Raw genomic sequence first — 26,349 nt, forward strand, 5'->3', positions numbered from 1 at the left:
GTGCCAGAAATTCGAGGTAAACACGAATGCATTAATGTCAAACCAAGTTTAATGACTCAAATAAAAACCCAAAAACGGAATTGTTTTTCTGTTACTTTTAAAAAATAAATAATATCTACATATGAAATATTTAAGTTTAGTTATCGTTTTTCTAATAGTGTCTTGCGGAAATAAAGAAGATATCTTATTGCCAAAATCCAATGTAACAGTAGTAAGCAATGTTGTTGATCACTCGGCCATTTATATTTTTTTTAGAATAAGCGGCAAAGATACTTTGGCGGAAGTAAACCGAAAAAATAGCATTATCACAACCAATTGGATTCTTAATATTGACAAGCGCTTGCCGTTGAAATTAGTTATTCCTGAGGTAGTGAAATTACAAGATAAGAAACGCAAAGAAAAAGCCCATAAAAATGAAAAGGCTGAGAATTATTATTCTTATGCAGATAGTATCGGGAAGAATATGGCTTTTATTCCTTTCACGAAGGTGTATTATAAAATGGAGAAACCAATTGGAACTATTATCTATTTCGATAAAAAAAATGAAATTTTAATTGAAAATAATGTTATTAAAAGAGAAAAGATTAAAGAGATGTTTACCACGATATTGCCAAAAGAATTAGCTAATAATTTTATTTTTATGTTTGATAAAAACATGAGCTACGCAATGTACATTCAAAATAAGATTTTTATTGAAAGTTTGAGATTGGATATTAAGAATAGAGAGGAGTTTGTGTATTAAAAGACACGATACTGAATACTGAAAGACTGAACGATGATCACTTTTTATTGGTGATGATACGGTTCATTCTTTAAAATAGTAAATCCACGATATAGTTGTTCGATAAAAAACAAACGCACCATTTGATGAGAGAATGTCATTAACGAAAGCGAAATCTTTCCTTGTGCTTTGGCGTAGACCGTATCAGAAAAGCCATAAGGTCCACCAATTACAAATACTAACGTTTTTATGCCAGAATTCATTTTCTTTTGCAGTTCTTCAGAGAATCCTACACTTGAAAAATTCTTTCCATTTTCATCCAATAGGATCAATTGATCAGTTGGGGATATTTTTGCCAAGATTAATTCACCTTCTTTCTCTTTCTGTTGGCTTTCAGATAAGTTTTTCACATTCTTAATATCTGGGATAACCTCTAAGTCAAACTTGATATAAAAAGACAATCGCTTTGTATAATCGTCAATTAAGGATTGTAATGCTTTATTATCTGTTTTGCCAATGGCGATCAATTTGATGTTCATTAGAATTTATTTTAAAGGAAAATTGGCTTCAAAAGTTTTAAATCTCAAGTCAAGATCTTTTAATAATTGTTTTTTTACCTTATCATCCTGTATAAAGCTGTAGTTTATACTGTTGTACACATATTGCTTGATATCAGCATAGGATATGTCTTTGTATCTCTTAGCCAATAAAACATATTGTTCAGTCATATTAGATCGCAATATCCCGGCATCATCTGTACTGATAACGATGGGAACTCCAAACGCTTTGTATAGAGAAATTGGGTGGCGGTTTTCTTTGACTTTCAAAATGAACTCATTGCTTACTAGATTGATTTCAATAGCAATCTTGTTTATTGCCATGTAGCGTAACAACTCGTATGATTTTGCTTCGTACGCCATGTCAACTCCATGTCCAATACGATTGGCTCCAGCCGTATAAACAGCATCGTTAATATGTGAGGTCAGATCTTCAGGTTGAACCAGTCCTAAGGTGAGCTCGCCCGCATGCATCGAGTATTTTACATCAGGAAATTTAGTATGGCAATAGTTGAACATTACCATGTGCAACCAATAATCTTTCATCGAGGTTTCACCGTCTTCTGGCGAAACAATATTAACACCAGCCATTAGCGGACTGCTATCGGCTGAGATAAAAGCGACGACTAAATTTTTAAATAAATCCACAGGTTCCATAAAACGCAATACAAAATTTTGATAACGCATCGTGAAACGTTCATCGTCAATTTTCAAATCGGTGTGTAGTTTAGTTACAAAGTTCGTGTTGAAATCCTTCGCATCTGCCACTGCATCTCTTTTTAGCATTGTGCTGTAAAGCGTATCAAGAAGTGATTTTACTCCTTTTTCGTTTCTGTTGTTTGCCAATTGTCTTAATTGGGTATTAAAACCTAATAGATCAGCGGTATTAATTTTAGAAGGGATAGTCGAGAATTCGGTTTCAATATAACTCACGTTTTCCTTGATTGCTCTGTTTTTTAGTTCCAATAAGCCTTCGCCAAAATGACCTGCAATTGCTGGACTAAACTTGCCAAAAGACTCAAAAAACAATTTGTCTGATGGGTAACTCACGTGGTTATAGTCTTTGATAGACCATTTTTCCATTATTTTTTGTTTGTAAACGCCAAGTTCACCGCGATTATTTATCGTAGAAAATTTTTCCCAGGTTCCAGTGGCTGGTTTTTCCTTAAGTACTTCCATAGTGGTGGTATTGAGGTAAAAATCTTCGGTGATGGCATCTTCCAATATCGGTTCGGCATAGATGGAACCACTAAAATGATGGTGTAAGTCGCCTCCTTTTGGCATTTGGGAAAAGAAAGCCGTTAGTTCAGCTTCATTATTTCTAATTTTCTCTAAATAAAGGCTAGGGGATTGGGAGTAACTTAGATTCAGCATTGCCGAAAAAAGAAGCGTATAAATTAATTTCATAGTATCTGTTTTTTTGTGGTTCCGATAATTATCGGTAAAATTCCAGTAAAGGAATTCATTTTGGATACCTGAATTCCAGTTTGGGTATCTTCATATAGGTGCCAAGTGTTCGATTCAGAATAAATTGGAGGCAAATATAAGCGATTAAACGTATAAAAAAAATAACCAGAATAAATTACTCTTTCTTCAATTTTATATTAAACGCAGGTGCTTGGTATTTTTTGTCCAAATAACTTTCAGGAATCGTGGTTCTGCTTCCATCTCTCGCAGCACGGTAATGCGGCGACATGATTTCAATTCCTCGTTCATTGCACACATCCTGGATATTTTGATGTAGATCAGAGTAGATTGCCGCTTGCTTGTTAGGCTCTTTGATATACGCATTGATCTCATAAGAGACGTAGAAATCATCTAGGCTGGTTTGTAACACAAAAGGTTTTGGTTCTTGTAAAATTAAGGCCGTTTGTGAAGCAGCGTCAATCAAAGCTTGATGCATCTCTTTCCAAGGCACATCGTAACCAATAGTTACTGTGGAGTGAATAATCAACCCTTTTTCAGGAGCATCGCTACTGTAATTGATGGTATGGCTGCTCATTACGGTCGAGTTAGGAATAGAGATAATTTCGTTTTTAATGGTTCGTATTCGGGTGACCAATAAAGATTTTTCGATAACATCGCCTATCACGTCCCCGATTTTTACGCGGTCACCAATTTTAAACAAACGCATGTACGTCAGTATCAAACCGGCAATAATATTAGAAAGTGATCCTGCTGAACCAAAGGTAAAAAGGAAGCCCAAGAAAACAGAAACTCCCCTAAATATGGGTGAATCACTTCCTGGAAGATAGGGAAAAATCACGATTAACATAAATGCAAAAACTATGACACGAACAATCTGATAGGTCGGGTTTGCCCAATCGGGGTAAAAGCCAGGCAATTCTAAATTCCCTTTTTCAATTTCGTCTTTAAGGTAATTAATCCCCTTCAATACATAGCGAAACACAAAAATAATAACCAATATCGTAATCAAATTAGGCAGGTAATTCCAAAAACCGAGCCCCATCTTTTTAAGAGGATTTAAAATATACCCAAAAAGGGTAGAAGCGAAGCCTTTAGTCCATGGAAAAATTCCAAAGAGAATAGGTAAGGCAATATAAACTAGTAATGCTATTACTAACCACTTTAAGGTCCTATTGACATTAAGTATTGCATTTACCTGTTGATTGACATCAAATAAAATAAAGTTCCTGATTTTTATTCCGTGTATTCGTTTACCTTCTTGTAGTTTAATTTTATATGCTGTCCAATTAAAAAACTTTTTTAAATAGGAAATTAGTACAAACATTATAATCAAGACAAGTAACGCTAGTCCGATTTCCTTGGCTAATGTGGCTAGGTTAGTTTCGTTTTTGTATTTGATAATAGCGGCATTAATGAGTACTTTGTATTTCTTGGCTAATTCCTGCTTTGTACTGTTGTTCCAAAGAGCATCATTTTCAGAAATACTCATGATAATGCTTTCGCCATTCACTAAATCAAAGGTCGTTTCTGCTTCTGCGATTTTGATGGAATCTGCTTTGAATCCCAATTGATCTGCAAGATTTTTTATTCGAACACTGATAACATTGGCTCTATCCTTAGCCGAGAAGCTGCCTAGTTTACTGTAGACATTAAACAGTGTGTCATTAAAAAATCCAGTCACGGGATAGCCTTTTGCGGTGAGACGCAAAGAATGGATTTGTGCTTTTTTTTGGGCAAGACGTACGGATTCTTTTTCGCGCAACGCCATTAACTTTTTTTCTAGATCTTCCTTTTTTAGATTATCGGTTGTTTTTAAAGAGAGCAATTGCGTTTCCAGTTCCGTCTTTTTGATAGAATCTTTGACGCGTTGCCCTTCTATAGCGGACAGTTTTTTATTGAATTCCTGAATCAGCGTAGTGTTTACGGAATCATTCTTTTTAGCATTGCTTTCATTTTGAGAGAAGGCCGCGGTCGAAACAAATAGAAAAAAAATAGCTATCAGCAGGGTTTTTATTTTCTGAACAGTAAAATCCGATACGTTTTGATTCCATATCGCAGGAAAAGCATTTTTGTGATGTTTAGTATATTGGTGCTGCATAAATTGGTTCCATTAAAGGTAATAAAACAGTATTTCTTTATAACTGTTTGGTAAATAAACTCTCACTTTTCAATTGATTAAGATCCCCTTTAAGCTTCATCGCAATTTCGGCTCTTTCAAAAGATTCATAAGAATGATGCATTGCGGCTATTTTCATGGCAGAATTATCGATTGCATAAACGCTGTTAAAAGCTTTTTGAAGTCGGATCATTACTTCAATATTTCCGGCACCATCTCTGGCTATGGGTCTAAACGCATCTTCAAATAGATCTGCAATTGCAAGTTCAGGAACGGCGATACGGTCATAAGATATTTTTTCTTCCTTTTTCGAATGAACCGGTTCGGCCCACAAAGAAAATAAACGTACATGGCTACTAATTATCTGGATCGCCGTTCCGGGGTCATTGATTGCGGGAGATAAAGCACGACTCGCAATTTCGCTTAAAGTGATGAGTCCAAAACGTGGATCTTCTTCAAAATACCGCATGTTACCTATTACAAATGCTTTTCTCATTTCATTATAATCATCCTCAGTGGTCGTGTTTTTTTGTACTGAGATATAAAACAAGGGCTTGTCTATGGTCGAAAAAGTTCCAGGAACTGCGTTTATGGTAATGAGGGCATCTAATTTTTCTGCAATTATCTGTAGGTTAGACATATATATTTGTTGGACATACCCAGTAATGTTACCATAAACGGCCGTACCTTTTTCTTGGTTTGGATTAATACTGATTCCATTTAACGTAGGGGACGCTAATCTTGTTTTTATCGCATTTTCGGTGGCATTTTCCACTAATTTAATGGTATGTTCCATACGCCCCAATCGGGAGATACGCTCAACCCATCGTAAAAAAGTAAGAATAACCAGTGCGAAGAAGAGTAGTGTAAATACGAATAAAGTAAAGTTGCCTGCCACGCCGTAGTAGCCATTTTTTAAAGCGACCGTTGCCACAATACTATAAATGAACGAACCTATAAAAATAGAAAGCGCATTTCGTGACACATCATCTGCAATAATTAGTTTAAAGGAGCGGGGAGTGGCCGTGTTGCTGGCTGCCGAAAATGCTGAAACCATCGAGCCCACCGCGAAAATGGAAATCACCAACATACTTGCTGATATGGTATCGAGTAATGTTTCCAAGGATTCCGTATTTATTTTGGGAACTAATTCATGAAGACGGGTACTGTCGGCTATTTGTGCAATTAACGCTCCCAAGATGGAAAGTATACAAAAAATCAAGGGTCTAAACCATAATTTTTCTGTGATGCGATTCATTGTAAAAAGTACTTTTTCGTTCATAACGGGAAGGTTTAGTACTAAATTAATATTTATTTCTTGAAATAACTAAAATCCGTCTCTGTTACGCTTTTCTTACAATAGCTAGAAAAAGTTTTTTTAGGAATAATTTTAGCTTTTTAAAGGTTTGAAAAAAACATTTTTTGTGTTTTAATTAAACAGGGGTCATTTTAGTTTTGCATGTATCATTATAGTAATTTCCAATATAGGCATCTGATTTTTAATAAAGTAAACCATTTTATCTTAATTTATTCGGGAACAATATATTGGGAGTTCTTGGAATGGAATCACTACTAAAAGAGATTTTATAAGAAATGTATAGCAAAGTAAAGAGCTCCTTTGGAATAATAGTAGCTCCAATTTTAAATATTAAAAAAATGAGGTAAAGATTATTGTGTAGAGTATTGTAACAATCTGATAAAGTCTACTTTATTTTTCTATACTCCAAGCGTGGGCCGTCGCAGTTTTGCCAGGTACTGACTAAGACATTAGTAGTGTCGTAATAAAGTTCTTCTTTTAAATTGCCGTAGCAGCTGCCAATGATATCACTTTGAGATGAATAAGTAAGTTCAATATAGCTTTCGGTACCGTTAGTATTGGTTTTGTATGTTCCAGTACTTTGGGAAGTATTGCTAGCGAGGGTTCTGGACTTGGTAAAAGTGCCATTGTCATTAAGTAAATAGAATTCCTGCCACTCCATATCAGTACCTGAAGTTTCAGAGTTCAGCGTTCTGCCGCTCATTTTTACCAATTCCCATTTGCCTTGAGAACCAGGCTGTGACTCAATGACATCTGTACCTGAACAGGAGATAAGTAGCGCAAATGCTATAAAAATAAGAAAAGTGGATTTCATTTTATTTTTATTTTGTTGTTTTAATGTTCCTTCTTTTGTCAAAATATATTTTAAACAAGAATAACGTGATTGGTAATCTAAATCAACGATAAAAACCTATATCTTCTTTAAAAATAGTACCTCGTACGAGGATTTATTATTAGATAAACCGCTAGCAAAGAAAAGAAATATTCACTAATATATTCATAGCTAATACAGTGTATTTTTCTTCTATGTTAATTAACTACATTTTTTTGTTTATAGATTCTTCTTATTTTTAAAATAGTTTCCTTAGTCGTAAAATCATTTTTATGTAACAAAACGGAAGTTTATTTATTTAACTATAGCACATTTACGATTTTAGATCAGAATTATGGTCTTTTCAAATACAGGAATTATTTTACTTAGTAACGTAAAAAAAAGATTATTATTTTTATCCTTTAATGCATGGTTGAGGGATTGCGCCATTTGTTAATTCTAATGCACTGCCTTTTCGTTCTCAACATTTATACTTCTGCAAGACTGCTTAATGTCAGGAACTCGGGATCATATTTGTTAAACAAATTTTCAGTTTAACAAAAAAAACCTACTTTAGCAGTATATAAATTTCTTATAAAAATGATTAGCGAAGCACAATTTAAAAACGAGTTACAGATACTAATTGCAAATGCCATACGTGAAGATGTTGGTGATGGAGATCACAGTTCTTTGGCTTGTATTCCAACGTTTGCAGAAGGTAAAGCAAAGTTGTTAGTAAAAGACAACGGGATTATTGCTGGTGTCGAATTTGCTAAAATGATTTTCCATTACGTAGATCCAAATTTAACAGTAGAGACTTTTATAGTTGATGGCACACCAGTGAAATATGGTGATGTAGTGTTTCATGTTTCAGGTAGCTCACAATCCATCCTAAAAGCAGAAAGAATGGTGTTGAACTCAATGCAAAGAATGTCAGCCATTGCTACTAAAACTAACAACTATGTCAAATTGCTTGAAGGAACGAAAACCAAAATTTTGGATACCCGTAAAACCACACCTGGTTTTCGCGTAGCTGAGAAATGGGCTGTGAAACTCGGGGGCGGTGAGAACCACCGTTTTGCCTTGTATGATATGATTATGCTCAAAGATAACCACATCGATTTTGCGGGCGGAATCGCTTTGGCTATCGCTAAAACTAAAACTTATCTCAAGGAAAACGAATTAGCTTTAAAAATTATCGTGGAAGCCAGAGATTTAAACGAGGTCAAGGAAATAGTTGCCTGCGGTGGAGTTTACAGAATACTTTTGGACAATTTTGATTATCAAATGACTAAAGATGCAGTAGCTTTTATTGGAAATAAAAGCTTGACGGAATCCTCGGGAAACATTAATGAAGAAACTATAAGAGCATATGCTGAATGTGGCGTGAATTATATATCTTCGGGCGCGCTAACACATTCTGTGTATAATATGGATTTAAGTTTAAAAGCGATATAAAATAGCTATTTTCGCAACCTTATCCCGATAGTTATCGGGACTGTAACCTGAATACAATGAGTCAAGAAATTGAAAATAGAATTGAAAAAATCCCGCTACTTCGTAATTTCGCCCATTACTTAAAGGGTATTAAATTAAAGTGGTTGGCTGGCTTGTCTCTTTATGATTTAATGGAATTATACGTCATCGGTATTGCCGAAGGTGCTTTGTCAAATAGGGCAGGATCTATTGCATTTAGTTTTTTTATGGCTTTGTTTCCCTTTGCCTTGTTCATTCTTAACCTTATCCCATACATTCCTATTGAAGGTTTTCAACAAGATTTCTTGAAATTTGTATCTGAAGGAGTACCTCCTAACACTTATTATGCGATTGAAAACATAATAAATGACATACTACACAACAGTCACTCTGGTTTATTGTCTACGGGTTTTATATTGTCTATATTTTTAATGGCAAATGGATTAAATGCGATTTTAGGTGGCTTTGAAACTTCAAAGCATGTACTTGTAAAGAGAGGTTTTTTTCGTCAATATTTGATTGCCGTGGGAATGTCGGTTTTTTTATCCATGTTGTTATTGGTTACCGTAGGTATCATTGTTGTTTTTGAAGTATTTATTCATAAACTAACTGCAGATCAGGTCTTAAATGAACAAATTCCGTTGATAGTTATGGGGCGGTATGGCTTTTTAATTATGATGATCTTAATTACGACGTCAATACTTTTCAAGTTTGGAACAAAACATGATAAAACAAGAGCTTTCATTTCCATTGGTTCTGTATTTACTACAATTCTGACCATCATTATTTCCTACTTTTTTGGAATTTGGGTCATACAATTCTCTCAATATAATCAACTTTATGGTTCTATTGGGACTTTATTAATTGTGATGTTTTATATTTGGATTAATTGCATGATTTTACTTCTCGGATTTGAGTTAAATGCCGCAATAAATAACTTAAAAAGAAATAATAATATTAAATTAATATAAATGTTTTTTGCTAATTTTATAGTATGTTTGGTGAAAATTAGGTGCTTTTCTGCCAGATAAATGGACTGGTTGTAAGTAACACGCTTCAAATTATAAATAGAAATAGGTTTTCTCTCCATTTGAATTATAAAAAAAATTATGAAAAAAAGTATCACATTCGTATTGCTGTTTGTATCAACATTGTTTTACGCTCAAGGTCAGGGAGTTATTGGAAAATGGAAAACGATTGATGATCAATCCGGTGAGGAAAAGTCAGTTGTAGAGATTTATGAAAAATCAGGAAAAATTTACGGAAGAGTACTTGAAATTTTTGACGCAAGTCATAGAAAAGACCGCTGTATTGACTGTGAAGGAGAAGATAAAAATAAACCTGTAATAGGTTTAACAGTGATAAAAGGGCTTAAAAAAGATGGGGACGAATATAATTCAGGAAAAATATTAGATCCAAAAAACGGAAAAGTATATAAATGTTTTATTACTTTAGAATCAAAAGATAAGCTTAAGGTACGTGGTTATATAGGCTTTGCTTTATTGGGAAGAACTCAATATTGGTATAGAGTTAAATAATTTATTTTATATAAGTAACTACATTAATTAACGTCCAATATCCAAATAATGCTTTTTTTTGCCGAAGTAATTTTACCGCTTTCCCTTGCCAAAACGTTCACGTATAGTATATCGGAAGCAGAGTATCATTATATCAAGAAAGGAATGCGAGTAGCGGTTCCTTTCGGAAAAAGTAAGGTATATACCGCACTTGTGGTTGAAACGCATCAAAATCAACCCACATTATATGATGCCAAAGAAATTCATCAAATACTTGATGAATTTCCTATTGTAACTGAGATTCAGATTGCGCATTGGCAATGGATTGCATCCTATTATATGTGCGCCATCGGCGATGTTTATCGCGGTGCGATGCCAAGTGCATTGTTACTAGAAAGCGAAACCGTAATTTCTCAAAAAACAGATGTCTTAGTTGATGAACGTGGGCTTTCTGATGATGAGTTTTTAGTATATCAGGCTTTGCAGCAGCAATCATCGCTTAAGGTTCAGGATATCATCTTAATCTTAAATAAAAAAAATATTTTTCCTGTCATTCAAAAACTGATTGATAAAAATATACTTGTGCTTCAGGAGGAGGTGCTTGAGAGTTATAAACCTAAATTAGTCCGTTACATTCGTTTACATTCTAAATATGAATCGAATGAAGGTTTGGCAGTGTTATTAGAAACGCTAAAAAATGCCAGTAAACAAAAAGAAATTGTTCTAAGATATTTTCAATTAAATGCTAGCAGTAAGGAGCCTATTACTGTAAAAAAATTAGTGGAGGCTGCTGGTTCTACCTCTGCAATTGTAAAAGCTCTTTTAGAAAAAGAAATATTTGAAGATTACTATATCCAAGAGGATCGTGTTAATTTTACGGGAAACTCAAGCAGAAAGGAATTGCACCTGAGTGGAGCGCAACAAAATGCTTTTTCAGAGATTAAAGATAGTTTTAACCAGAAAGAAGTTTGTCTTTTACATGGCGTAACTTCTAGTGGGAAAACGGAGATCTATATCAGGCTTATAGAGGAGTACCTACTTACCGGAAAGCAAGTCTTGTATTTGTTACCAGAAATTGCACTTACCACTCAATTGGTCGGGAGATTAAGAGCTTATTTTGGAAATAAAGTGGCTGTTTTTCATTCGAAATACAATAATAATGAGCGTGTAGAAGTGTGGAATCAAGTTTTACAATATTCCGAAAAAGCACAAATAGTAATAGGAGCGAGGTCGGCCTTATTTTTGCCGTTTGCTGACTTAGGATTTGTAATCGTGGATGAAGAGCACGAGCAAACCTTTAAACAAGTTGATCCTGCGCCTAGGTACCACGCCCGTGATGCTGCAGTGGTGTTGGCAAATTTTCATAAAGCAAAAGTTTTATTAGGTTCGGCAACGCCAAGTATCGAAACGTATTTTAATGCTAAGTCGGATAAATATGGTTTGGTCGAAATAAAAGAACGATTTGGCAATGTAAAAATGCCTAATATTGAGCTGGTTGATTTAAAAGATAAATATTTCCGAAAAAAGATGAAAGGTCACTTTAGTGATGTATTGATCGAAGGGATTACTAATGCCGTTGCACTAGGAGAACAAGTAATTTTGTTTCAAAACAGAAGAGGGTACTCTCCTGTAGTGGAGTGTATGACTTGTGGGCACGTGCCGCATTGCCAGCAATGTGATGTAAGTTTGACGTATCATAAGCATAAAAATCAATTGCGATGTCATTATTGTGGGTATTCCATTGCTAAGCCTACTCATTGCCACAGCTGTTCTAGCGTTGATTTGGCCACTAAGGGTTTTGGAACAGAACAAATCCAGCAAGAATTGACAATCCTTTTTCCTGATTATAAAATAGGAAGAATGGATCAAGACACTACTCGCGGCAAATTTGGGTTCGAAAAAATCATTGATAGTTTTAAAAACAAGGAAGTAGATATTCTGGTAGGAACTCAAATGCTAGCCAAAGGACTTGATTTTGATAACGTAAGTTTAGTAGGAATCATGAATGCCGATAATATGCTGTATCATCCCGATTTTAGGGCTTTTGAAAGAAGTTTTCAAATGATGACGCAAGTGTCAGGGCGTTCAGGGCGTTCAGAAAAGCAAGGAAAGGTAATTATTCAAACGTATAACCCAGAGCACAACACGATACAGCAGGTGACTAATAATGATTATATAGGGATGTATAACGAACAATTATATGACAGGCAAATTTATAAATATCCCCCATACTTCAGGATTATTAAAATCACATTAAAGCATCGTGATTTTGACAAACTTAAAGAAGGTGCTTTGTGGTTGTATCAGGTAATGAGCCAAAATCTAAATATTCCAGTTTTGGGACCTGAAGAACCTGCTATAAATAGGATAAGAAACGAATACATCAGAACAATAGTCATAAAGATTCCAACAAATATCTCAATAGGAAGTATTAAAAATATTATACAGAAAATTTTAAATAGCTTTGATTCAGTTGCTCAATACAGAGCAATTAAAGTAGCGATAAACGTTGATTTTTATTAAAGTAATTTTATGCAAATGAAAGTGCTTTTACTAAATCTTCTTTTTTGTTTCTACTTAAAGGTATTTTAGTCACACCTATTTCAGCAAATTTACTATTGAAACGTTCTACTTTATCAATGTTAATGATATAGGATTTGTGAACCCTTACAAATTTCTTTTTCGATAAATCATTCTCAAAAGATTTCATAGTAGAAAGAACTAGATTGCTGTCATCTTCGGTCACGACTCTTACATAGTCACCAAAAGCTTCAATCCATTTTATTTTAGCAGTAAAAATCTTTAGTTTTTTCAAATTACTTTTGATGAAAATATGTTCACCTTCTTCTTCTTTGGTATCTTTTCTGAGTAGATATAAATCCATAGCTCTTTTTACAGATGCATTAAATCGATCTAATGCAATCGGTTTTTGAAGATAATCCGTAGCGTCATAATCAAATGCTTTCATAGCATACTCGGCTTTGGAAGTGATAAAAATAATTTGAGGTTTAATTTTTAATCCATCCAAAAAATCGAAGCCACTAATTACAGGCATTTCAATATCAAGAAATATTAAATCTACATTATGTATGGACATACAACTTTTTGCTTCTATCGCATTTGAAAAATCTCCTATCAAATGTAAATTTTGATGATTATTTACTAACTTCGAAATGATCATTCTTTGGATTGAACTATCATCTACAACAACACAGTTTAGCTTCATAATGTTAGCATTTAAGATTTGGAACAGTAAATATATCTTTTTTTTTCAAATAAATATATTTTTAGATCATTTTTTTGTCATACGTCGATTAAATTAAAATTATTGTTGATTATTGAAAAATAAAGGCTACTTTTGCAGCCAATTTAACAATAAAATAAATTTTTATGAATCATTATGAAACTGTTTTCATTTTAAATCCCGTTTTATCTGATGTTCAGGTGAAGGAAACAGTAAGCAAATTTGAAGATTTTCTTACTAGTAGAGGTGCTACGTTTGTATCTAAAGAGGACTGGGGTCTTAAAAAAATGGCTTATGAAATCCAAAACAAAAAATCTGGATTTTACCATTTGTTTGAATATAACGTATCAGGAGAGGTTTTAATCGCTTTTGAAACTGAATTCAGACGTGACGAAAGAGTTATGCGTTTTTTAACGGTAAGTCTTGACAAACATGCTATCTCTTGGGCTGAAAGAAGAAGAGCAAAAATTAAATCTCAAAAAGCTTAATTATTATGGCAACATTACAACAATCTGCTTCAGGAAAAAAAGACGGAGATATCAGATATCTTACTCCTTTAAACATAGAAACTAACAAACAAAAGAAATACTGTCGTTTCAAAAAATCTGGTATCAAGTATATCGATTTTAAAGATGCTGATTTCTTATTGAAATTCGTGAATGAGCAAGGAAAAATTCTTCCTCGTCGTTTAACTGGTACTTCATTGAAATACCAAAGAAAAGTGTCTGTAGCTGTAAAGCGTGCACGTCACTTAGCTTTAATGCCATACGTGGCCGATTTACTTAAATAATATTTTAACTCAGTTGTTGGTTTTCTGAAACATGAAACCTAACTTCTATAATAAAGGACAACAACATGGAACTTATATTAAAACAAGACGTTCAAAACGTCGGATTTAAAGATGATGTAGTAACTGTAAAAAATGGTTATGGTCGTAATTTTTTAATCCCACAAGGATTTGCTCATTTAGCTACCTCTTCTGCAAAGAAAGTATTAGCTGAAAACCTAAAACAAAGAGCACATAAAGAAGCTAAAGTGGTAGGTGATGCCCAAGTACTTGCTGAAGCCTTAAAAGCTATCGAAATTAAAATTACTGCAAAAGCGGGTGGAGAAAAATTATTCGGTTCAATCACGAATATCGACATCGCTAATGTATTAGCAAAAGGTGGTCAAGTAATTGATAGAAAATTCATCACTAGTGGTATCGTTAAGCGTACTGGTAAATACACTGCAAGTGTTCGTTTACACAGAGATGTAATTATCGAATTGCCTTATGAAATTGTTGCAGAATAATTTCATTTAGTTAACGTTTTTATAGATAAATTTAAAAATCACTCCTCGGAGTGATTTTTTTTTGCCGGTTTTTGATGTTACACAAACTAAACATTTAATTACGATGCTATTTTACTGTTAAGATGGCAAGTACAATTTGGAATTATATATACTTTCTTGTCCCAATTATTAAATAAAAATAGAAAAGCCTTCTTGTAAAAGAAGGCTTTTCTATTTTTAAATTTTAAATTTGCTGCAAAATTAAAACAACAAAAGCGAAATGCTTTGTAGTAAAATAAAATTTAATGAAATATACAAGATTAACAAAAGAACAATTTGAAGAGTTAACGCAAGAGTTTACTACTTTTTTGGCAACTCAAACAATTGATAAAGCAGAATGGGATATCATTAAAAAAGACAAACCTGAGGTGGCCGAGCAAGAACTAGACGTTTTTTCAGATTTAGTTTGGGAAGGGGTTTTGACAAGAGCTGAATATTTAGAGCATTTTTCAAAAAACCACATTTTTCTTTTCCAGAGTTATGATACGCACGTACAGTCTATAGTTCTAAAATCATTGGTTCCTGAGGTTGACTTTTTAACGAAAGAAGGGTTGCAATGGCTTAGTGATAATATGTTTACAGAAACAATCGAAATGAAAGTGGGTAAAAAGGAGTTTACAGAAGAGCGTAATACTTCTATTTTTGCTTTGATACAACAGGGTGCTTTTTTAAGTGATGGGCAATTGTATAAGCAAATAAATTCAATTATTGAAGGGTAATAATTCATGATATTTCTTTTAAATTGGTTATTTTAGTATGCGATTTTCAATTACTAAAATAGCCAATTTTTTTTCTATGGATGTTCAAAATACGATTCAAAAATTAAGGGATGAATTAAACCAACACAATTATAATTACTATGTATTGGACAGTCCTACCATATCGGATTATGAATTTGATATAAAACTAACACAACTTCAAGATTTAGAAAATAAGCATCCCGAATATTTTGATGAAAGTTCCCCTACGCAACGCGTGGGAGGTACAATCACGAAAAATTTTAAAACAGTGCGTCATGAGTATAGAATGTATTCTTTGGATAATTCTTATTCTAAGGAAGATCTTATTGATTGGGAAAAACGCATACAGAAAGTATTAGGAGATGTTCCATTAGAGTATACCTGTGAATTAAAATATGATGGGGCATCCATTAGCATTACTTACGAGCACGGAAAATTAAAAAGAGCCGTGACCAGAGGAGATGGATTTCAAGGGGATGATGTTACTAGTAATATCAAAACAATAAAATCAGTTCCACTGCAATTAAAAGGCAATTTTCCAGAAAAATTTGATATACGCGGTGAAATTATTCTGCCTTTTGCGGGCTTCGAAAGAATGAATCAAGAACTCATTGAAATTGGGGAAACTCCTTATTCGAATCCTAGAAATACGGCTTCGGGTAGTTTAAAGCTTAAAGAAAGTGCCGAAGTAGCAAAAAGACCATTGGATTGTTTATTGTATTTTTTAATTGGAAACAATCTCCCTTTTAACACACAGTTTGACGGCTTAGAAAAGGGCAGAAACTGGGGATTTAAAGTGCCAAAAGAAGCTAAATTAGCGAATAACTTAGAAGAAGTTTTTCAGTTTATCGATTATTGGGATGTACACAGGCATGAATTGCCTTATGAAACGGATGGGGTTGTACTAAAAGTAAATAGCTTTCAGTATCAGGATGAATTAGGCTATACTGCTAAATCTCCGCGTTGGGCGATTGCCTATAAATTCAAATCAGAACAAGTTTCGACGAAATTAAATTCTATTTCTTACCAAGTGGGAAGAACAGGAGCGATTACTCCAGTTGCTAATTTAGAAGCAGTACAGTTAGCAGGAACAGTTGTAAAACGAGCCTCATTACATAATGCAGACCAAATAGAAAAATTAGATATCAGAGTTGGCGATACTGTTTTTGTAGAAAAAGGAGGCGAAATAATACCAAAAATAATAGCCGTTGATTTAAGCAAACGCCCGGAAAATACTGAAAAAACAAAATATATAACGAACTGCCCAGAATGCAATACGAAATTAGTTAGAAATGAAGGAGAAGCAAATCATTATTGTCCTAATTTCTATGGATGTCCGCCGCAAATCATAGGCCGAATTCAACATTATATTTCGAGGAAAGCCATGGATATTGAAGGGCTCGGTGGGGAAACAGTGGCCTTATTATTCAATAATGGTCTGGTGCATAATTATGCGGACTTATATGAATTAACTGTAGATCAAATACTTCCTCTAGAAAGAATGGCGCAAAAATCAGCCGAAAACTTAGTTAATGGCGTACAAAAATCAAAAGATATTCCGTTTGAAAATGTTTTGTATGCATTAGGGATTCGATTCGTGGGAGAAACAGTGGCTAAGAAATTAGCCAAGCATTATAAAAGTATCGTTTCTTTAAGTCAAGCTACGTTAATGGATTTAGTTTTAGTTGATGAAATTGGTGAACGCATCGCGCAAAGTGTACTTGATTTCTTTTCTAATGAAGAGAATGTTAGGATCATCAACCAACTTAAGCAACATGGTGTACAATTTGAAAGCATAGAAAAAGTAAATCCTAATGCAACAACTATATTAGCAGCTAAAATTTTTGTAGTTTCAGGTGTTTTTGAAAAATTTTCGCGGGACGAATTAAAAAAAGCAATTGAAGAAAATGGAGGTAAAGTAGGAAGTTCTATTTCGTCAAAAACAGATTATGTAATAGCGGGGGACAACATGGGTCCCGCTAAATTAGAGAAAGCAGCGAAGTTAAATATTTCAATCATAAGTGAAACTGATTTTATAAAAATGATAAATGAAGCTTAAATCAGTTATTAAGGTTTTGTATTTTTTAGCCTGTATTTTTACAATAATATTTAGTACAATTGGCAAGATTGATTGGATGCTTTGGTCGAAGGCTTTTGTGTTGCCTTCAGCTTTATGGTACTATTTAGATGCTACAAATTATAAAATAGATTTTCTACAAGCAGCCGTTTTCTTATCCTGTTTTATGGGTGATATTTACAGATTACTATGTCCAAATAATTATGTAACGGGGGAAGTTTTATCTTTTCTCACCGCCTATATTCTTTTGCTGTACTATATTTTTCCTAGCTTTATAAAAATTAATCTAAAATACAGGTATAATTTACTCTTAATTGTATTAATCCTCCTTAGCCTGAGTACTTTATCTTATTTTATATTGACCTTGAAATTTGAAAAAATGCAAATTAATATATTGTATTTGATTCTTTATAGCGTCATATTAGAAACCTTATTTTGTGTTGCAATGGTTGAATATAATCGTAGAATTACCCTTGTCTCAGTAAATTTATTAATGTTAATAATTTTCTTTATCTTTTCAGACATGTTTTATATGATTAATAAATTTTACCTATCATTTAGTGTTTTCAACTTTACCCAAATATTTACACAGGTTTTTTCCTATTATTTTTTAGTCAATTTCTTTATTCTAAATGGCAAGCAAATCAATTAAACTAAAATGGATTTTCCTTCCGATGCTTTTCTTTTATTGGAATCAAAATAAAAATCAATTCGACCAAGGTTGATTCCATAACAACCTACTTGATTCACTAAAACTTCATTCCCAATACTGTTTTTCGTAACGGTTGGTTTATCAAGAAAAGTGTGCGTGTGTCCACCGATTATCAGATCAATATCTTTTGTTAAGGCTGCAAGTTGCAAGTCACAGATTTTCGTTGGCTCGTTTTTATAGTTATATCCTAAATGTGACAAACAAATAATTAAGTCGCATTTAAGTTCTTCCTTTAATATTCTAGCCATTTCCTGTGCTGTTTCAACAGGATTGTTGTAGACCGTTTCTTGATACATTTTTTTATCAACTAAACCGTCAAGTTCAATTCCAATACCAAAAACACCAACTTTAATTCCGTTTTTATTGAAAATTTTATACGGTTTAATCAAGCCATCCAATTCTGTATTCTTAAAATCATAATTAGCAGATAAGAATTCGAATTTTGCATGTGGCATTTGCGCGTATAGACCGGCAACACCATTATCAAAATCATGGTTTCCTATGGTCGAGGCATCATATTCCATCATGCTCATTAATTTAAATTCCAGTTCACCGCCATAATAATTGAAGTAAGGCGTCCCTTGAAAGATATCACCCGCATCAAGTAGTAATACATTTTCATCTTCCTTTCTGATTTTTTGGATCAATGCCGCTCTTCTGGCAACACCGCCCATATTTGGATTTCTGGGATCATCTGCAGGAAAAGGATCAATATGGCTATGGACATCGTTAGTATGGAGTATGGTGATTTTTTTGACATTCAAAGATACAAAACTGCTTAATGATACACCTAAACCTAATACTGCAGTACTTACGGCCGTTTTTTCTAAAAAATCTCTTCTTTTCATTTTTTCTTTTTTGGAGCTTAATCCCGCTTTCCGTTGCAATCTTTTTCTTTTTTTTAAAAATAAAAAGGATTTTCACTACAATCGGGGCTAGGCTATGATTATTTTAAGAATATTTGATACTTATTCGACAGTGATGCGAATATCTTTAATTACAGGTATAGTGTCTACTTCTTTAAAGTAATCAATCAAGATATTTCGTAATTTATAATCCAAATTATATTTTTGAATCCCTTTGCTGAAAAAAGACATATTGTCTCCTCCATTCGATAAATAGTCGTTAGTTCCTACATAGTATACTTTATCTTTTTCCAGTGGTTTATCTTGTACCAATATATTTTTAGCATGATTATTTTTGTCAATAGTAAACGACATACCAGACAAAGGATGGGGTTGCTTTTCAGAGAGGAAATAATCTACAATTTCATAAATTTGTTCGCCTTTTAACGCTACAACAACGAGGCTATTTTCAAAAGGCATAATTTGGAAAGCGTTTCTACTTGTTACATTTCCTTTTGGAAGAATAGATCTTATCCCACCTTGATTGAGTAAACAGATATCAATACTCTTATTTTCTCTTTTAGTAAAGACATTATTTCCTCTTTCTAAAACAACATCGGCCATTAAGTTGCCAATAGTTGTTTGCCATTTTCCGGTACTTTTTTCTAAAGTTTCAGGGCAGTAGGCCAAAACACTGTCTAAATCTTTAGTAATATGCTCTCTGTAGGGTTTGATAAAGTTTTCAATTTCAGCTACTTGAGATTCTTTCTCGGTAATGGGTAATTGTTTGCCTTCAATTCGCGTTAGCCTCAGTGTTTTAGTTCCACAAGAGTGGATGAAAAAAAATGTTAAGAATATAACAAAAAGTTTTAAAACATCGTTATACTTTTTTAGATTTACCATTTGTTATGAGACTTAATTAATTAATTTTGTAAAACAGTAAAAGTAGAATGTTTTTAAATTATATAAAAGAATTCTCTGTAAAAAAAATATTAAAAAACAGTTTGCAAAATGTAAATAGCGATTCGGTGTCTGAAATAATTAAGACTGTAGGTGTAGTTATAGATCAACGCCATTTTTCAGAATCAAAATCTTTTATAAACGAGTTAATTGCAAATGGTATTTTAAAAGAAAATATAGATGTTATTGTTTACAGAGAAACATTAAAAAATAGCACCAACAATGTGCGAGCTATTTTTAGTTCTAAACATTTAAAGTGGAATGGCAAAATAGATAATTCTGCTGTTAACGATTTTATTGACAAAGAATTTGATTTGCTGATTAGTTATTATGATGTTGAAAAATCAATTTTATTAATAGTAACTCATAATTCCAAAGCACATTTCAAAGTTGGTTTTGCGGCTATTGATAAAAGATTAAACAATTTAATGATCAATACCAATGCAGAGAATTACAAGGTTTTTACTCATGAATTATTTAGGTACTTAAAAATATTAAACAAAATATAATTTAACATGCAAGCATTAATAGGAACTGGTGTTGCTCTTGTGACTCCATTTAAAGCAGATTTCTCAATTGATACAGAAGCATTATGCAGAATCGTAAACTTTTCAGTAGACGGAGGGATTGAATATCTTGTAATTTTGGGGACAACAGCAGAGAATGCTACATTATCTCAAGAGGAAAAAGAGTTGGTTATTAAAACAGTGGTTGACTGCAATAAAGGCCGTTTACCTTTAGTATTGGGAGTAGGAGGAAATGATACAAGAAGGATTGTTGAAGAATTACAAACTAGGGATTTATCTGATTTTATTGCAATACTTTCAGTTTCTCCTTTTTACAATAAACCTACGCAAGAAGGGATATACCAACATTTTAAAGCCATTTCGGAAGCATCTCCAATTCCTGTAATCATTTACAATGTTCCAGGAAGAACTTCAAGTAATATGTTGCCAAAAACAGTACTACGTTTAGCAAATGATTTTGAAAATATTGTTGCTATCAAAGAAGCAGCCGGAGATATGGTGCAGGCCATGCAAATAATAAAGAATAAGCCAAAAGACTTTCTGGTAATTTCAGGGGATGACATGATTGCTTTACCCATTGTTTTAGCAGGTGGTGCAGGAGTTATTTCTGTAATTGGGCAAGGTTTTCCGAAAGAATTTTCTGAAATGATTCGTTTGGGATTGAATCGCAAAGTGGATGAGGCCTTTAAAATTCAATACCTTTTGTCTGATTGTGTTGATATGATTTTTGAACAAGGGAATCCTGCTGGAATCAAACAAGTGTTTGAGGCACTGGGAATAGCAGATAGTTTTGTGCGTTTACCATTAGTTCAGGTTGATGAATCTTTATCTCAAAGAATAGCTCAATTTGTTAAAAACACAGCTAAATAAGTGAGTAAAATCCCGCTTATTTTTAAGCGAAGAAATATTTTGTAGTAGCTAAATTAATAACTAAATTTGCCACCGAAACTTCGGTATGATTTTTTGTGGGTTATGCGTAACCTATTAAGTCAATTAAAATAAATAAAATGAAAAAAATTATATCTTTATTGCTTGTTGTTGTTTTTTTTGCTTCATGCAATGAATATCAAAAGGCATTGAAAAACGATGATGTATCTGTTAAATTTGAAGTAGGTACTAAATTATATGAAGCTGGAAAGTATACTAAGGCAATACGAATTTTTGAACAAATTGCACCTGCTTACAGAGGAAAACCACAAGCAGAAAAGTTGTTTTATATGTTTGCACAGTCTTATTACAAAACAAAACAGTATTATTTAGCAGGGTATCAGTTTGAAAGTTTCGTTTCAGGATATCCTAAAAGTGAAAAAGTCCAAGAAGCTGCTTATTTAGGGTCAAAAAGCTATTCTATGTTATCGCCAGTCTACAGCTTAGACCAAACAGATACGTTTAAAGCGATAGATAAATTACAGGTTTTTATCGATACCTACCCTAATTCAGAATATTTAGGTGAGGCAAATAAAACGGTAAAGCTTTTAACTGAAAAAATAGAGCAAAAAGTGTATGAAAATGCCAAAGGATACAATACAATTTTAGATTATAAATCAGCAATTGTAGCTTTAGATAATTTCATCACTGATTATCCTGGGACACCATTTAAAGAGGATGCATTGTTTTATAAATTTGATTCTGCATACCAATTAGGAATAAACAGTGTTCCTTCAAAAATGGAAGAAAGGTTGAATGTAGCAAAAACAGCCTATTCAAGTTTGATTAAATTTGATGCCGAAACGAAATATAAAGAGAAAGCGAACGAAATGTTAGCTCGAATTGAACAAGATTTACAAAAATTTACTAAATAAATAAAGTCATGGATTTAAAAAAGACGAATGCTCCGGTAAATACAATAACATACAATAAAACTGTTATTGAAGAACCTACTGGAAACGTGTATGAAGCGATAACCATTATGGCTAAAAGAGCAAATCAAATCAATTCTGAAATTAAAAAAGAATTGACTGAAAAACTAGAAGAGTTTGCTACATATAATGATAGTCTTGAAGAAGTTTTTGAAAACAAAGAACAGATTGAGGTTTCAAAATTCTATGAAAAATTGCCAAAGCCACACGCTTTAGCTGTTCAAGAATGGTTAGACGGTAAAATTTACCACAGAGATTCAAATAAATAAAAGTACAATGTCAGTTTTAAGCGGAAAGAAAGTTTTACTAGGAATTTCTGGTGGAATTGCCGCCTATAAAACAGCGTCGTTAGTACGACTATTCATAAAAGCAGGTGCACATGTCCAAGTGATAATGACACCTGCTTCTAAGGATTTTGTAACTCCTCTTACCTTATCGACCTTATCTAAAAACCCGGTGCATTCCAGTTTCTTCAATCAAGATGATGAGAACGAAAAATGGAATAATCATGTTGAGTTAGGGTTATGGGCAGATATAATGGTACTTGCTCCAGCGACAGCAAATACCTTGTCAAAGATGGCAAATGGTACTTGTGATAACCTTTTAATTGCAACATATCTATCTGCAAAATGTCCAGTTTTTTTTGCACCTGCAATGGATTTAGATATGTACAAACACCCTTCTACAGTAGCTAGTTTTAAATTGTTACAAGCATTTGGGAATACAATTATTCCAGCTGAAAATGGTGAATTGGCGAGTGGTCTTTCTGGGGAAGGAAGAATGGCTGAGCCTGAGAATATCATTCGTTTTTTGGAAGCAGACTTAGAAAGTAAATTACCTTTAAAAGGAAAAAAAATATTAATTACAGCAGGCCCTACCTATGAAGCAATAGATCCTGTTCGTTTTATAGGAAATCATTCCTCCGGTAAAATGGGATTTGATATTGCAAAAAGTGCTGCTAATCTAGGAGCTTCGGTTATTTTAGTGTCAGGCCCCACGCATTTTACGATAAATCATTCTTTGATTCAAGTGGTTAACGTTGTTTCTGCACAAGAAATGTACGAAGCATGTCATCATTATTTTGATGAAGTGGACGTTGCGATAGCTGCTGCTGCCGTAGCTGATTATAAGCCCAAAAATGTGGCTGCCCAAAAAATAAAAAAGTCAGCAGATAATTTTGTGATTGAACTCGAAAAAACAAAAGACATATTGGCTTCTTTGGGAAGTATAAAGAAAAATCAGTTTTTAATTGGCTTTGCTTTAGAAACAGAAAATGAAATTGAAAATGCAAAGGCTAAAATCCAGAAAAAAAACTTAGATTTGATTGTTTTAAATTCTTTGCAGGATCAAGGAGCTGGTTTTGGTAAACTAACCAACAAAGTGACCTTTATTGATAAGAATTTTAATATTGAACCGATGGAACTAAAATCGAAAGAAGCAGTTGCCGACGATATATTAAATAAAGTAATATCAAATTTTAATGAATAAAATATTTACCTTTTTCTTACTACTATCAATTGGACTTATTCAAGCACAGCAATTAAATTGTACTGTAACGGTGAATTCAGATAAATTAGGCAATGCTAATCTACAGGTTTTTAAAACCTTGGAGACATCCCTAAATGAATTTGTAAATAAAACAGATTGGACAGGACAGATATTAAAGCAAAATGAAAAAGTTAATTGCTCCATGTTTGTTACTATTTTAGCAAACAATTCAGATCAGTTTACAGCTACGTTGCAAGTACAATCTTCAAGACCTATTTTTAATTCTTCCTATTCTTCACCAGTACTAAACTACAACGATAAGGATTTCAGCTTTAGATATACTGAATTTGAAAATTTAATTTTTAACCCTACAGCATTCGAATCTAATCTGGTTTCTGTAATTTCTTTTTATAGCTATATGATATTAGGAATGGATCAGGATACTTTTTTGGCTGAATCAGGGAATACTAATTTTGAAGTAGCACAAAATATCGCAAACGTTGCACAACAAAGTGGTTATAAAGGATGGAGTCAAACTGACGGAAATCAAAATCGTTATTTCCTTATTAATGATATGTTATCAGGATCATTTTCAACGGTACGTAAAACTACATTGGATTATCATTCCGGTTTAGATCTAATGGCAAAAGATGTGAAAGGAGCGAAAGAAAAGATAAAAGAATCGTTAATCGATCTGGGAAAACTAAACAGTTCTAAACCCAATGCCTTTTTGACACGTATATTCTTCGATGCAAAATCAGATGAAATTCTTTCCATTTTTTCAGGAGGTCCAAGTAGTACCATATCGGATTTAATCGAGAGTTTGAATAAAACTTCTCCATTGAATTCTAGTAAATGGGAAATGATTAAATACTAAATTTATTAGCTATTTTTTTACAGTTAATTTAAATCTTCATAATAAAATATACCATAAATGATAACCACTCTATCGATAAAAAACTATGCTTTAATAGAAAAATTAAGTATAGATTTTTCAAAAGGATTTTCAATTATTACAGGAGAAACGGGTGCTGGGAAATCAATTATATTAGGTGCCTTAGGGCTCGTATTGGGAAAAAGAGCTGACTTAACTTCTTTAAAGAATAAGGAAGAAAAATGTATTATCGAAGCCCATTTTGAAATATCTAAATACAATTTATCTCCTTTTTTCGAAAGCAATGAATTGGATTATGAAGATGATACAATTGTTAGGCGTGAAATTCTTCCTTCTGGGAAATCGAGGGCTTTTATAAATGACAGTCCCGTGAACTTGCAAGTATTACAAGAATTGAGTTTATTTTTGATTGACATTCATTCACAACAACAAACAAGAGAATTGTCTGATGAGAATGTTCAGTTTGATATCATTGACGCAATAGCAGACAATGCAGAGAATATCCAACAGTATCAAGTGCTCCTTAAAAGTTATAAAGCAGATAAAACAAAGCTAAATTCACTCATAAAAAAACAAGGAGAATCGCTAAAAGAGCAGGAGTACCATACTTTCTTATTGAATGAATTGGTTGAAGCTAATTTAAAATCAGGAGAACAAGAGATTCTCGAAGACGAGTTTGAAAAGTTAAATAATGTAGAGATTATAAAAGAATCACTTGATAAATCTTTGGCTGTAGCCAATGAAGAACAAATTGGAATTCTATATAATTTAAAAGAAATTAAAGCTTCTCTACAAAAAATAGCTGCTTTTTCGACAGAATATAATTCGCTTTTAGAACGAATTACAAGCCTAGCAATAGAATTTGACGATATTTCAGATGAACTGAGTCGGTGTTCAGATAAATTAATAAACGATCCAGTGCAGTTGGATTTTATTGGTCAGAAGTTACAGCTTATTTATAATTTGCAAAAAAAGCATCAGGTTTCGACTATTGAGGAATTGATAGAAATTCAAACTCAATTAGAAAATTCAGTTTTTGAGTTGGGTAATTTAGAATCAGAAATTGAAAAACTGACGCTAGTTATTCAAGAGAAGGCTGATTTATTAGATCAAAAGGCAACGGCTATTCACGATAAACGATTAGATGCAATTCCAATTTTGTCTCAAAAAATGATTGTAATTTTAGATACATTAGGTATGCCTAACGTTCGTTTTGATATTCAGGTAAAACAATCGGAATCCTATTTTGCTAACGGAAAAGATGAAATTCAATTTTTGTTTTCAGCTAATAAAGGAACTGATTTTGGGATACTAAAAAAAGTGGCTTCCGGTGGGGAAATGTCTCGTATTATGCTCGCAGTTAAGGCAATATTAGCACAGTATTCTAAATTACCAACGTTAATTTTTGATGAAATTGATACTGGAGTTTCTGGAGAAATTGCTATTAAGATGGGTGAGATAATGAAAGAAATGAGTCAGACCATGCAAATTTTTGCCATTACCCATTTACCACAGATAGCTGCCAAAGGGAATGCGCATTTCAAGGTCTCTAAATCAACGGTAGGAGAGGACACTCAGTCTGAATTAAAGCTCTTAACAGAGGAGGAACGTATCATTGAAATTGCCCAAATGTTATCCGGAGCAGTAGTTTCAGATTCCGCGCTAAATCACGCGAAAGCCTTGCTGAACTAGTTTTTTGGGTTATATTTGTTCTTTTTTGGAAGAA

At 33.2% G+C, this 26,349-nt stretch carries 26 protein-coding genes; 18 read left to right on the top strand and 8 right to left on the bottom strand.

Going from position 1 to position 26,349, the window contains the following annotated elements; all coding sequences use genetic code 11:
- Window positions 1–121: 121 nt before the first annotated feature.
- Window positions 122–742 (top strand): hypothetical protein, encoded by a 621-nt coding sequence (locus tag AC4PRO_RS04570; protein WP_492116484.1) that lies wholly within the window; start codon window positions 122–124, stop codon window positions 740–742.
- Between the two features lie 44 nt (window positions 743–786).
- On the opposite strand, the gene rlmH is transcribed toward AC4PRO_RS04570, so the two are convergent.
- The 5 genes from rlmH to AC4PRO_RS04595 form a co-directional block, all read right to left on the bottom strand.
- Window positions 787–1,260 (bottom strand): 23S rRNA (pseudouridine(1915)-N(3))-methyltransferase RlmH, encoded by a 474-nt coding sequence (gene rlmH, locus AC4PRO_RS04575; protein ID WP_074723705.1) that lies wholly within the window; start codon window positions 1,258–1,260, stop codon window positions 787–789.
- Between the two features lie 6 nt (window positions 1,261–1,266).
- Window positions 1,267–2,685: an amidohydrolase family protein gene (locus AC4PRO_RS04580; RefSeq protein ID WP_492116485.1), complete on the bottom strand. Its 1,419-nt coding sequence runs from the start codon at window positions 2,683–2,685 to the stop codon at window positions 1,267–1,269.
- Between the two features lie 175 nt (window positions 2,686–2,860).
- Window positions 2,861–4,804 carry a mechanosensitive ion channel family protein gene (locus AC4PRO_RS04585; protein WP_492116486.1) on the bottom strand — a complete coding sequence of 648 codons (1,944 nt, stop codon included), beginning with the start codon at window positions 4,802–4,804 and terminating at the stop codon, window positions 2,861–2,863.
- Between the two features lie 37 nt (window positions 4,805–4,841).
- Complete coding sequence (locus AC4PRO_RS04590) at window positions 4,842–6,104, bottom strand: DUF2254 domain-containing protein (RefSeq protein ID WP_492116487.1); 1,263 nt, start codon at window positions 6,102–6,104, stop codon at window positions 4,842–4,844.
- A gap of 421 nt (window positions 6,105–6,525) precedes the next feature.
- Window positions 6,526–6,954 (bottom strand): hypothetical protein, encoded by a 429-nt coding sequence (locus AC4PRO_RS04595; RefSeq protein WP_492116488.1) that lies wholly within the window; start codon window positions 6,952–6,954, stop codon window positions 6,526–6,528.
- A 597-nt stretch (window positions 6,955–7,551) separates the two neighbouring features.
- Here AC4PRO_RS04595 and nadC point away from each other — a divergent pair.
- The 4 genes from nadC (at window position 7,552) to priA (ending at window position 12,467) form a co-directional block, all read left to right on the top strand.
- On the top strand, window positions 7,552–8,409 hold the full coding sequence (gene nadC / locus AC4PRO_RS04600) for a carboxylating nicotinate-nucleotide diphosphorylase (protein WP_492116489.1): 858 nt from the start codon (window positions 7,552–7,554) through the stop codon (window positions 8,407–8,409).
- Window positions 8,410–8,465: 56 nt separating this feature from the next.
- Complete coding sequence (locus AC4PRO_RS04605) at window positions 8,466–9,398, top strand: YihY/virulence factor BrkB family protein (RefSeq protein WP_074723701.1); 933 nt, start codon at window positions 8,466–8,468, stop codon at window positions 9,396–9,398.
- A 138-nt stretch (window positions 9,399–9,536) separates the two neighbouring features.
- The gene (locus AC4PRO_RS04610) at window positions 9,537–9,965 is read left to right on the top strand and encodes a DUF2147 domain-containing protein (RefSeq protein WP_074723700.1); all 429 of its coding nucleotides are present in this window, start codon (window positions 9,537–9,539) and stop codon (window positions 9,963–9,965) included.
- Window positions 9,966–10,013: 48 nt separating this feature from the next.
- Window positions 10,014–12,467 (top strand): replication restart helicase PriA, encoded by a 2,454-nt coding sequence (priA, locus tag AC4PRO_RS04615; protein ID WP_492116490.1) that lies wholly within the window; start codon window positions 10,014–10,016, stop codon window positions 12,465–12,467.
- A gap of 7 nt (window positions 12,468–12,474) precedes the next feature.
- On the opposite strand, the gene AC4PRO_RS04620 is transcribed toward priA, so the two are convergent.
- Entirely contained in the window at window positions 12,475–13,170 is a 696-nt protein-coding gene (locus AC4PRO_RS04620; RefSeq protein ID WP_074723698.1) for a LytR/AlgR family response regulator transcription factor, read from the bottom strand.
- Between the two features lie 164 nt (window positions 13,171–13,334).
- On the opposite strand from AC4PRO_RS04620, the gene rpsF reads away from it, so the two are divergent.
- The 6 genes from rpsF to AC4PRO_RS04650 all read left to right on the top strand — a co-directional run bounded on the left by rpsF (window position 13,335) and on the right by AC4PRO_RS04650 (window position 17,989).
- Entirely contained in the window at window positions 13,335–13,676 is a 342-nt protein-coding gene (rpsF, locus tag AC4PRO_RS04625) for a 30S ribosomal protein S6 (RefSeq protein WP_492116491.1), read from the top strand.
- 5 nt (window positions 13,677–13,681) lie between these two features.
- Complete coding sequence (gene rpsR, locus AC4PRO_RS04630; RefSeq protein WP_074723696.1) at window positions 13,682–13,978, top strand: 30S ribosomal protein S18; 297 nt, start codon at window positions 13,682–13,684, stop codon at window positions 13,976–13,978.
- A 65-nt stretch (window positions 13,979–14,043) separates the two neighbouring features.
- Window positions 14,044–14,481 (top strand): 50S ribosomal protein L9, encoded by a 438-nt coding sequence (rplI, locus tag AC4PRO_RS04635; RefSeq protein WP_074723695.1) that lies wholly within the window; start codon window positions 14,044–14,046, stop codon window positions 14,479–14,481.
- Window positions 14,482–14,765: 284 nt separating this feature from the next.
- Window positions 14,766–15,239 carry a DUF6495 family protein gene (locus AC4PRO_RS04640; protein ID WP_074723694.1) on the top strand — a complete coding sequence of 158 codons (474 nt, stop codon included), beginning with the start codon at window positions 14,766–14,768 and terminating at the stop codon, window positions 15,237–15,239.
- Window positions 15,240–15,315: 76 nt separating this feature from the next.
- Window positions 15,316–17,319 carry an NAD-dependent DNA ligase LigA gene (gene ligA / locus AC4PRO_RS04645; protein WP_492116492.1) on the top strand — a complete coding sequence of 668 codons (2,004 nt, stop codon included), beginning with the start codon at window positions 15,316–15,318 and terminating at the stop codon, window positions 17,317–17,319.
- 76 nt (window positions 17,320–17,395) lie between these two features.
- On the top strand, window positions 17,396–17,989 hold the full coding sequence (locus tag AC4PRO_RS04650; RefSeq protein ID WP_492116523.1) for a lysoplasmalogenase family protein: 594 nt from the start codon (window positions 17,396–17,398) through the stop codon (window positions 17,987–17,989).
- Here AC4PRO_RS04650 and AC4PRO_RS04655 read toward each other — a convergent pair.
- Both AC4PRO_RS04655 and AC4PRO_RS04660 read right to left on the bottom strand, forming a co-directional pair.
- On the bottom strand, window positions 17,986–18,897 hold the full coding sequence (locus tag AC4PRO_RS04655; RefSeq protein WP_492116493.1) for a bifunctional metallophosphatase/5'-nucleotidase: 912 nt from the start codon (window positions 18,895–18,897) through the stop codon (window positions 17,986–17,988). The two genes, AC4PRO_RS04650 and AC4PRO_RS04655, sit on opposite strands and share 4 nt — an antisense overlap.
- 120 nt (window positions 18,898–19,017) lie before the next feature.
- Window positions 19,018–19,797 carry a 5'-nucleotidase C-terminal domain-containing protein gene (locus AC4PRO_RS04660; protein WP_492116494.1) on the bottom strand — a complete coding sequence of 260 codons (780 nt, stop codon included), beginning with the start codon at window positions 19,795–19,797 and terminating at the stop codon, window positions 19,018–19,020.
- 47 nt (window positions 19,798–19,844) lie between these two features.
- On the opposite strand from AC4PRO_RS04660, the gene AC4PRO_RS04665 reads away from it, so the two are divergent.
- From AC4PRO_RS04665 to recN, 7 genes are all read left to right on the top strand, one after another.
- On the top strand, window positions 19,845–20,363 hold the full coding sequence (locus AC4PRO_RS04665; RefSeq protein WP_492116495.1) for a DUF6913 domain-containing protein: 519 nt from the start codon (window positions 19,845–19,847) through the stop codon (window positions 20,361–20,363).
- A 6-nt stretch (window positions 20,364–20,369) separates the two neighbouring features.
- Window positions 20,370–21,251, top strand: coding sequence for a 4-hydroxy-tetrahydrodipicolinate synthase (gene dapA / locus AC4PRO_RS04670; RefSeq protein ID WP_492116496.1), 882 nt, complete (start codon window positions 20,370–20,372; stop codon window positions 21,249–21,251).
- A 137-nt stretch (window positions 21,252–21,388) separates the two neighbouring features.
- Window positions 21,389–22,183, top strand: a complete 795-nt coding sequence (locus AC4PRO_RS04675) for an outer membrane protein assembly factor BamD (protein ID WP_074723689.1) — start codon at window positions 21,389–21,391, stop codon at window positions 22,181–22,183.
- A gap of 8 nt (window positions 22,184–22,191) precedes the next feature.
- A complete protein-coding gene (locus AC4PRO_RS04680) occupies window positions 22,192–22,509 on the top strand; it encodes a DNA-directed RNA polymerase subunit omega (RefSeq protein ID WP_026709525.1) in 318 nt (105 codons plus the stop codon).
- Window positions 22,510–22,516: 7 nt separating this feature from the next.
- Window positions 22,517–23,728, top strand: a complete 1,212-nt coding sequence (gene coaBC, locus AC4PRO_RS04685) for a bifunctional phosphopantothenoylcysteine decarboxylase/phosphopantothenate--cysteine ligase CoaBC (protein ID WP_492116497.1) — start codon at window positions 22,517–22,519, stop codon at window positions 23,726–23,728.
- Window positions 23,721–24,605: a type IX secretion system protein PorD gene (gene porD, locus AC4PRO_RS04690; protein ID WP_492116498.1), complete on the top strand. Its 885-nt coding sequence runs from the start codon at window positions 23,721–23,723 to the stop codon at window positions 24,603–24,605. Before coaBC ends, porD begins: the two co-directional genes overlap by 8 nt.
- Window positions 24,606–24,662: 57 nt before the next feature.
- Complete coding sequence (gene recN, locus AC4PRO_RS04695; RefSeq protein WP_492116499.1) at window positions 24,663–26,315, top strand: DNA repair protein RecN; 1,653 nt, start codon at window positions 24,663–24,665, stop codon at window positions 26,313–26,315.
- Window positions 26,316–26,349 lie beyond the last annotated feature (34 nt).

The sequence above is a fragment of the Flavobacterium sp. DW-iso2 genome, from assembly GCF_058725285.1.

Excerpts from the sequence above, each read along its gene's own strand:
- AC4PRO_RS04570 (WP_492116484.1), top strand. The coding sequence starts at position 122 with ATGAAATATTTAAGTTTAGTTATCGTTTTTCTAATAGTGTCTTGCGGA.
- rlmH (WP_074723705.1), bottom strand. The coding sequence starts at position 1,260 with ATGAACATCAAATTGATCGCCATTGGCAAAACAGATAATAAAGCATTA.
- AC4PRO_RS04580 (WP_492116485.1), bottom strand. The coding sequence starts at position 2,685 with ATGAAATTAATTTATACGCTTCTTTTTTCGGCAATGCTGAATCTAAGT.
- AC4PRO_RS04585 (WP_492116486.1), bottom strand. The coding sequence starts at position 4,804 with ATGCAGCACCAATATACTAAACATCACAAAAATGCTTTTCCTGCGATA.
- AC4PRO_RS04590 (WP_492116487.1), bottom strand. The coding sequence starts at position 6,104 with ATGAACGAAAAAGTACTTTTTACAATGAATCGCATCACAGAAAAATTA.
- AC4PRO_RS04595 (WP_492116488.1), bottom strand. The coding sequence starts at position 6,954 with ATGAAATCCACTTTTCTTATTTTTATAGCATTTGCGCTACTTATCTCC.
- nadC (WP_492116489.1), top strand. The coding sequence starts at position 7,552 with ATGATTAGCGAAGCACAATTTAAAAACGAGTTACAGATACTAATTGCA.
- AC4PRO_RS04605 (WP_074723701.1), top strand. The coding sequence starts at position 8,466 with ATGAGTCAAGAAATTGAAAATAGAATTGAAAAAATCCCGCTACTTCGT.
- AC4PRO_RS04610 (WP_074723700.1), top strand. The coding sequence starts at position 9,537 with ATGAAAAAAAGTATCACATTCGTATTGCTGTTTGTATCAACATTGTTT.
- priA (WP_492116490.1), top strand. The coding sequence starts at position 10,014 with ATGCTTTTTTTTGCCGAAGTAATTTTACCGCTTTCCCTTGCCAAAACG.
- AC4PRO_RS04620 (WP_074723698.1), bottom strand. The coding sequence starts at position 13,170 with ATGAAGCTAAACTGTGTTGTTGTAGATGATAGTTCAATCCAAAGAATG.
- rpsF (WP_492116491.1), top strand. The coding sequence starts at position 13,335 with ATGAATCATTATGAAACTGTTTTCATTTTAAATCCCGTTTTATCTGAT.
- rpsR (WP_074723696.1), top strand. The coding sequence starts at position 13,682 with ATGGCAACATTACAACAATCTGCTTCAGGAAAAAAAGACGGAGATATC.
- rplI (WP_074723695.1), top strand. The coding sequence starts at position 14,044 with ATGGAACTTATATTAAAACAAGACGTTCAAAACGTCGGATTTAAAGAT.
- AC4PRO_RS04640 (WP_074723694.1), top strand. The coding sequence starts at position 14,766 with ATGAAATATACAAGATTAACAAAAGAACAATTTGAAGAGTTAACGCAA.
- ligA (WP_492116492.1), top strand. The coding sequence starts at position 15,316 with ATGGATGTTCAAAATACGATTCAAAAATTAAGGGATGAATTAAACCAA.
- AC4PRO_RS04650 (WP_492116523.1), top strand. The coding sequence starts at position 17,396 with ATGCTTTGGTCGAAGGCTTTTGTGTTGCCTTCAGCTTTATGGTACTAT.
- AC4PRO_RS04655 (WP_492116493.1), bottom strand. The coding sequence starts at position 18,897 with ATGAAAAGAAGAGATTTTTTAGAAAAAACGGCCGTAAGTACTGCAGTA.
- AC4PRO_RS04660 (WP_492116494.1), bottom strand. The coding sequence starts at position 19,797 with ATGGTAAATCTAAAAAAGTATAACGATGTTTTAAAACTTTTTGTTATA.
- AC4PRO_RS04665 (WP_492116495.1), top strand. The coding sequence starts at position 19,845 with ATGTTTTTAAATTATATAAAAGAATTCTCTGTAAAAAAAATATTAAAA.
- dapA (WP_492116496.1), top strand. The coding sequence starts at position 20,370 with ATGCAAGCATTAATAGGAACTGGTGTTGCTCTTGTGACTCCATTTAAA.
- AC4PRO_RS04675 (WP_074723689.1), top strand. The coding sequence starts at position 21,389 with ATGAAAAAAATTATATCTTTATTGCTTGTTGTTGTTTTTTTTGCTTCA.
- AC4PRO_RS04680 (WP_026709525.1), top strand. The coding sequence starts at position 22,192 with ATGGATTTAAAAAAGACGAATGCTCCGGTAAATACAATAACATACAAT.
- coaBC (WP_492116497.1), top strand. The coding sequence starts at position 22,517 with ATGTCAGTTTTAAGCGGAAAGAAAGTTTTACTAGGAATTTCTGGTGGA.
- porD (WP_492116498.1), top strand. The coding sequence starts at position 23,721 with ATGAATAAAATATTTACCTTTTTCTTACTACTATCAATTGGACTTATT.
- recN (WP_492116499.1), top strand. The coding sequence starts at position 24,663 with ATGATAACCACTCTATCGATAAAAAACTATGCTTTAATAGAAAAATTA.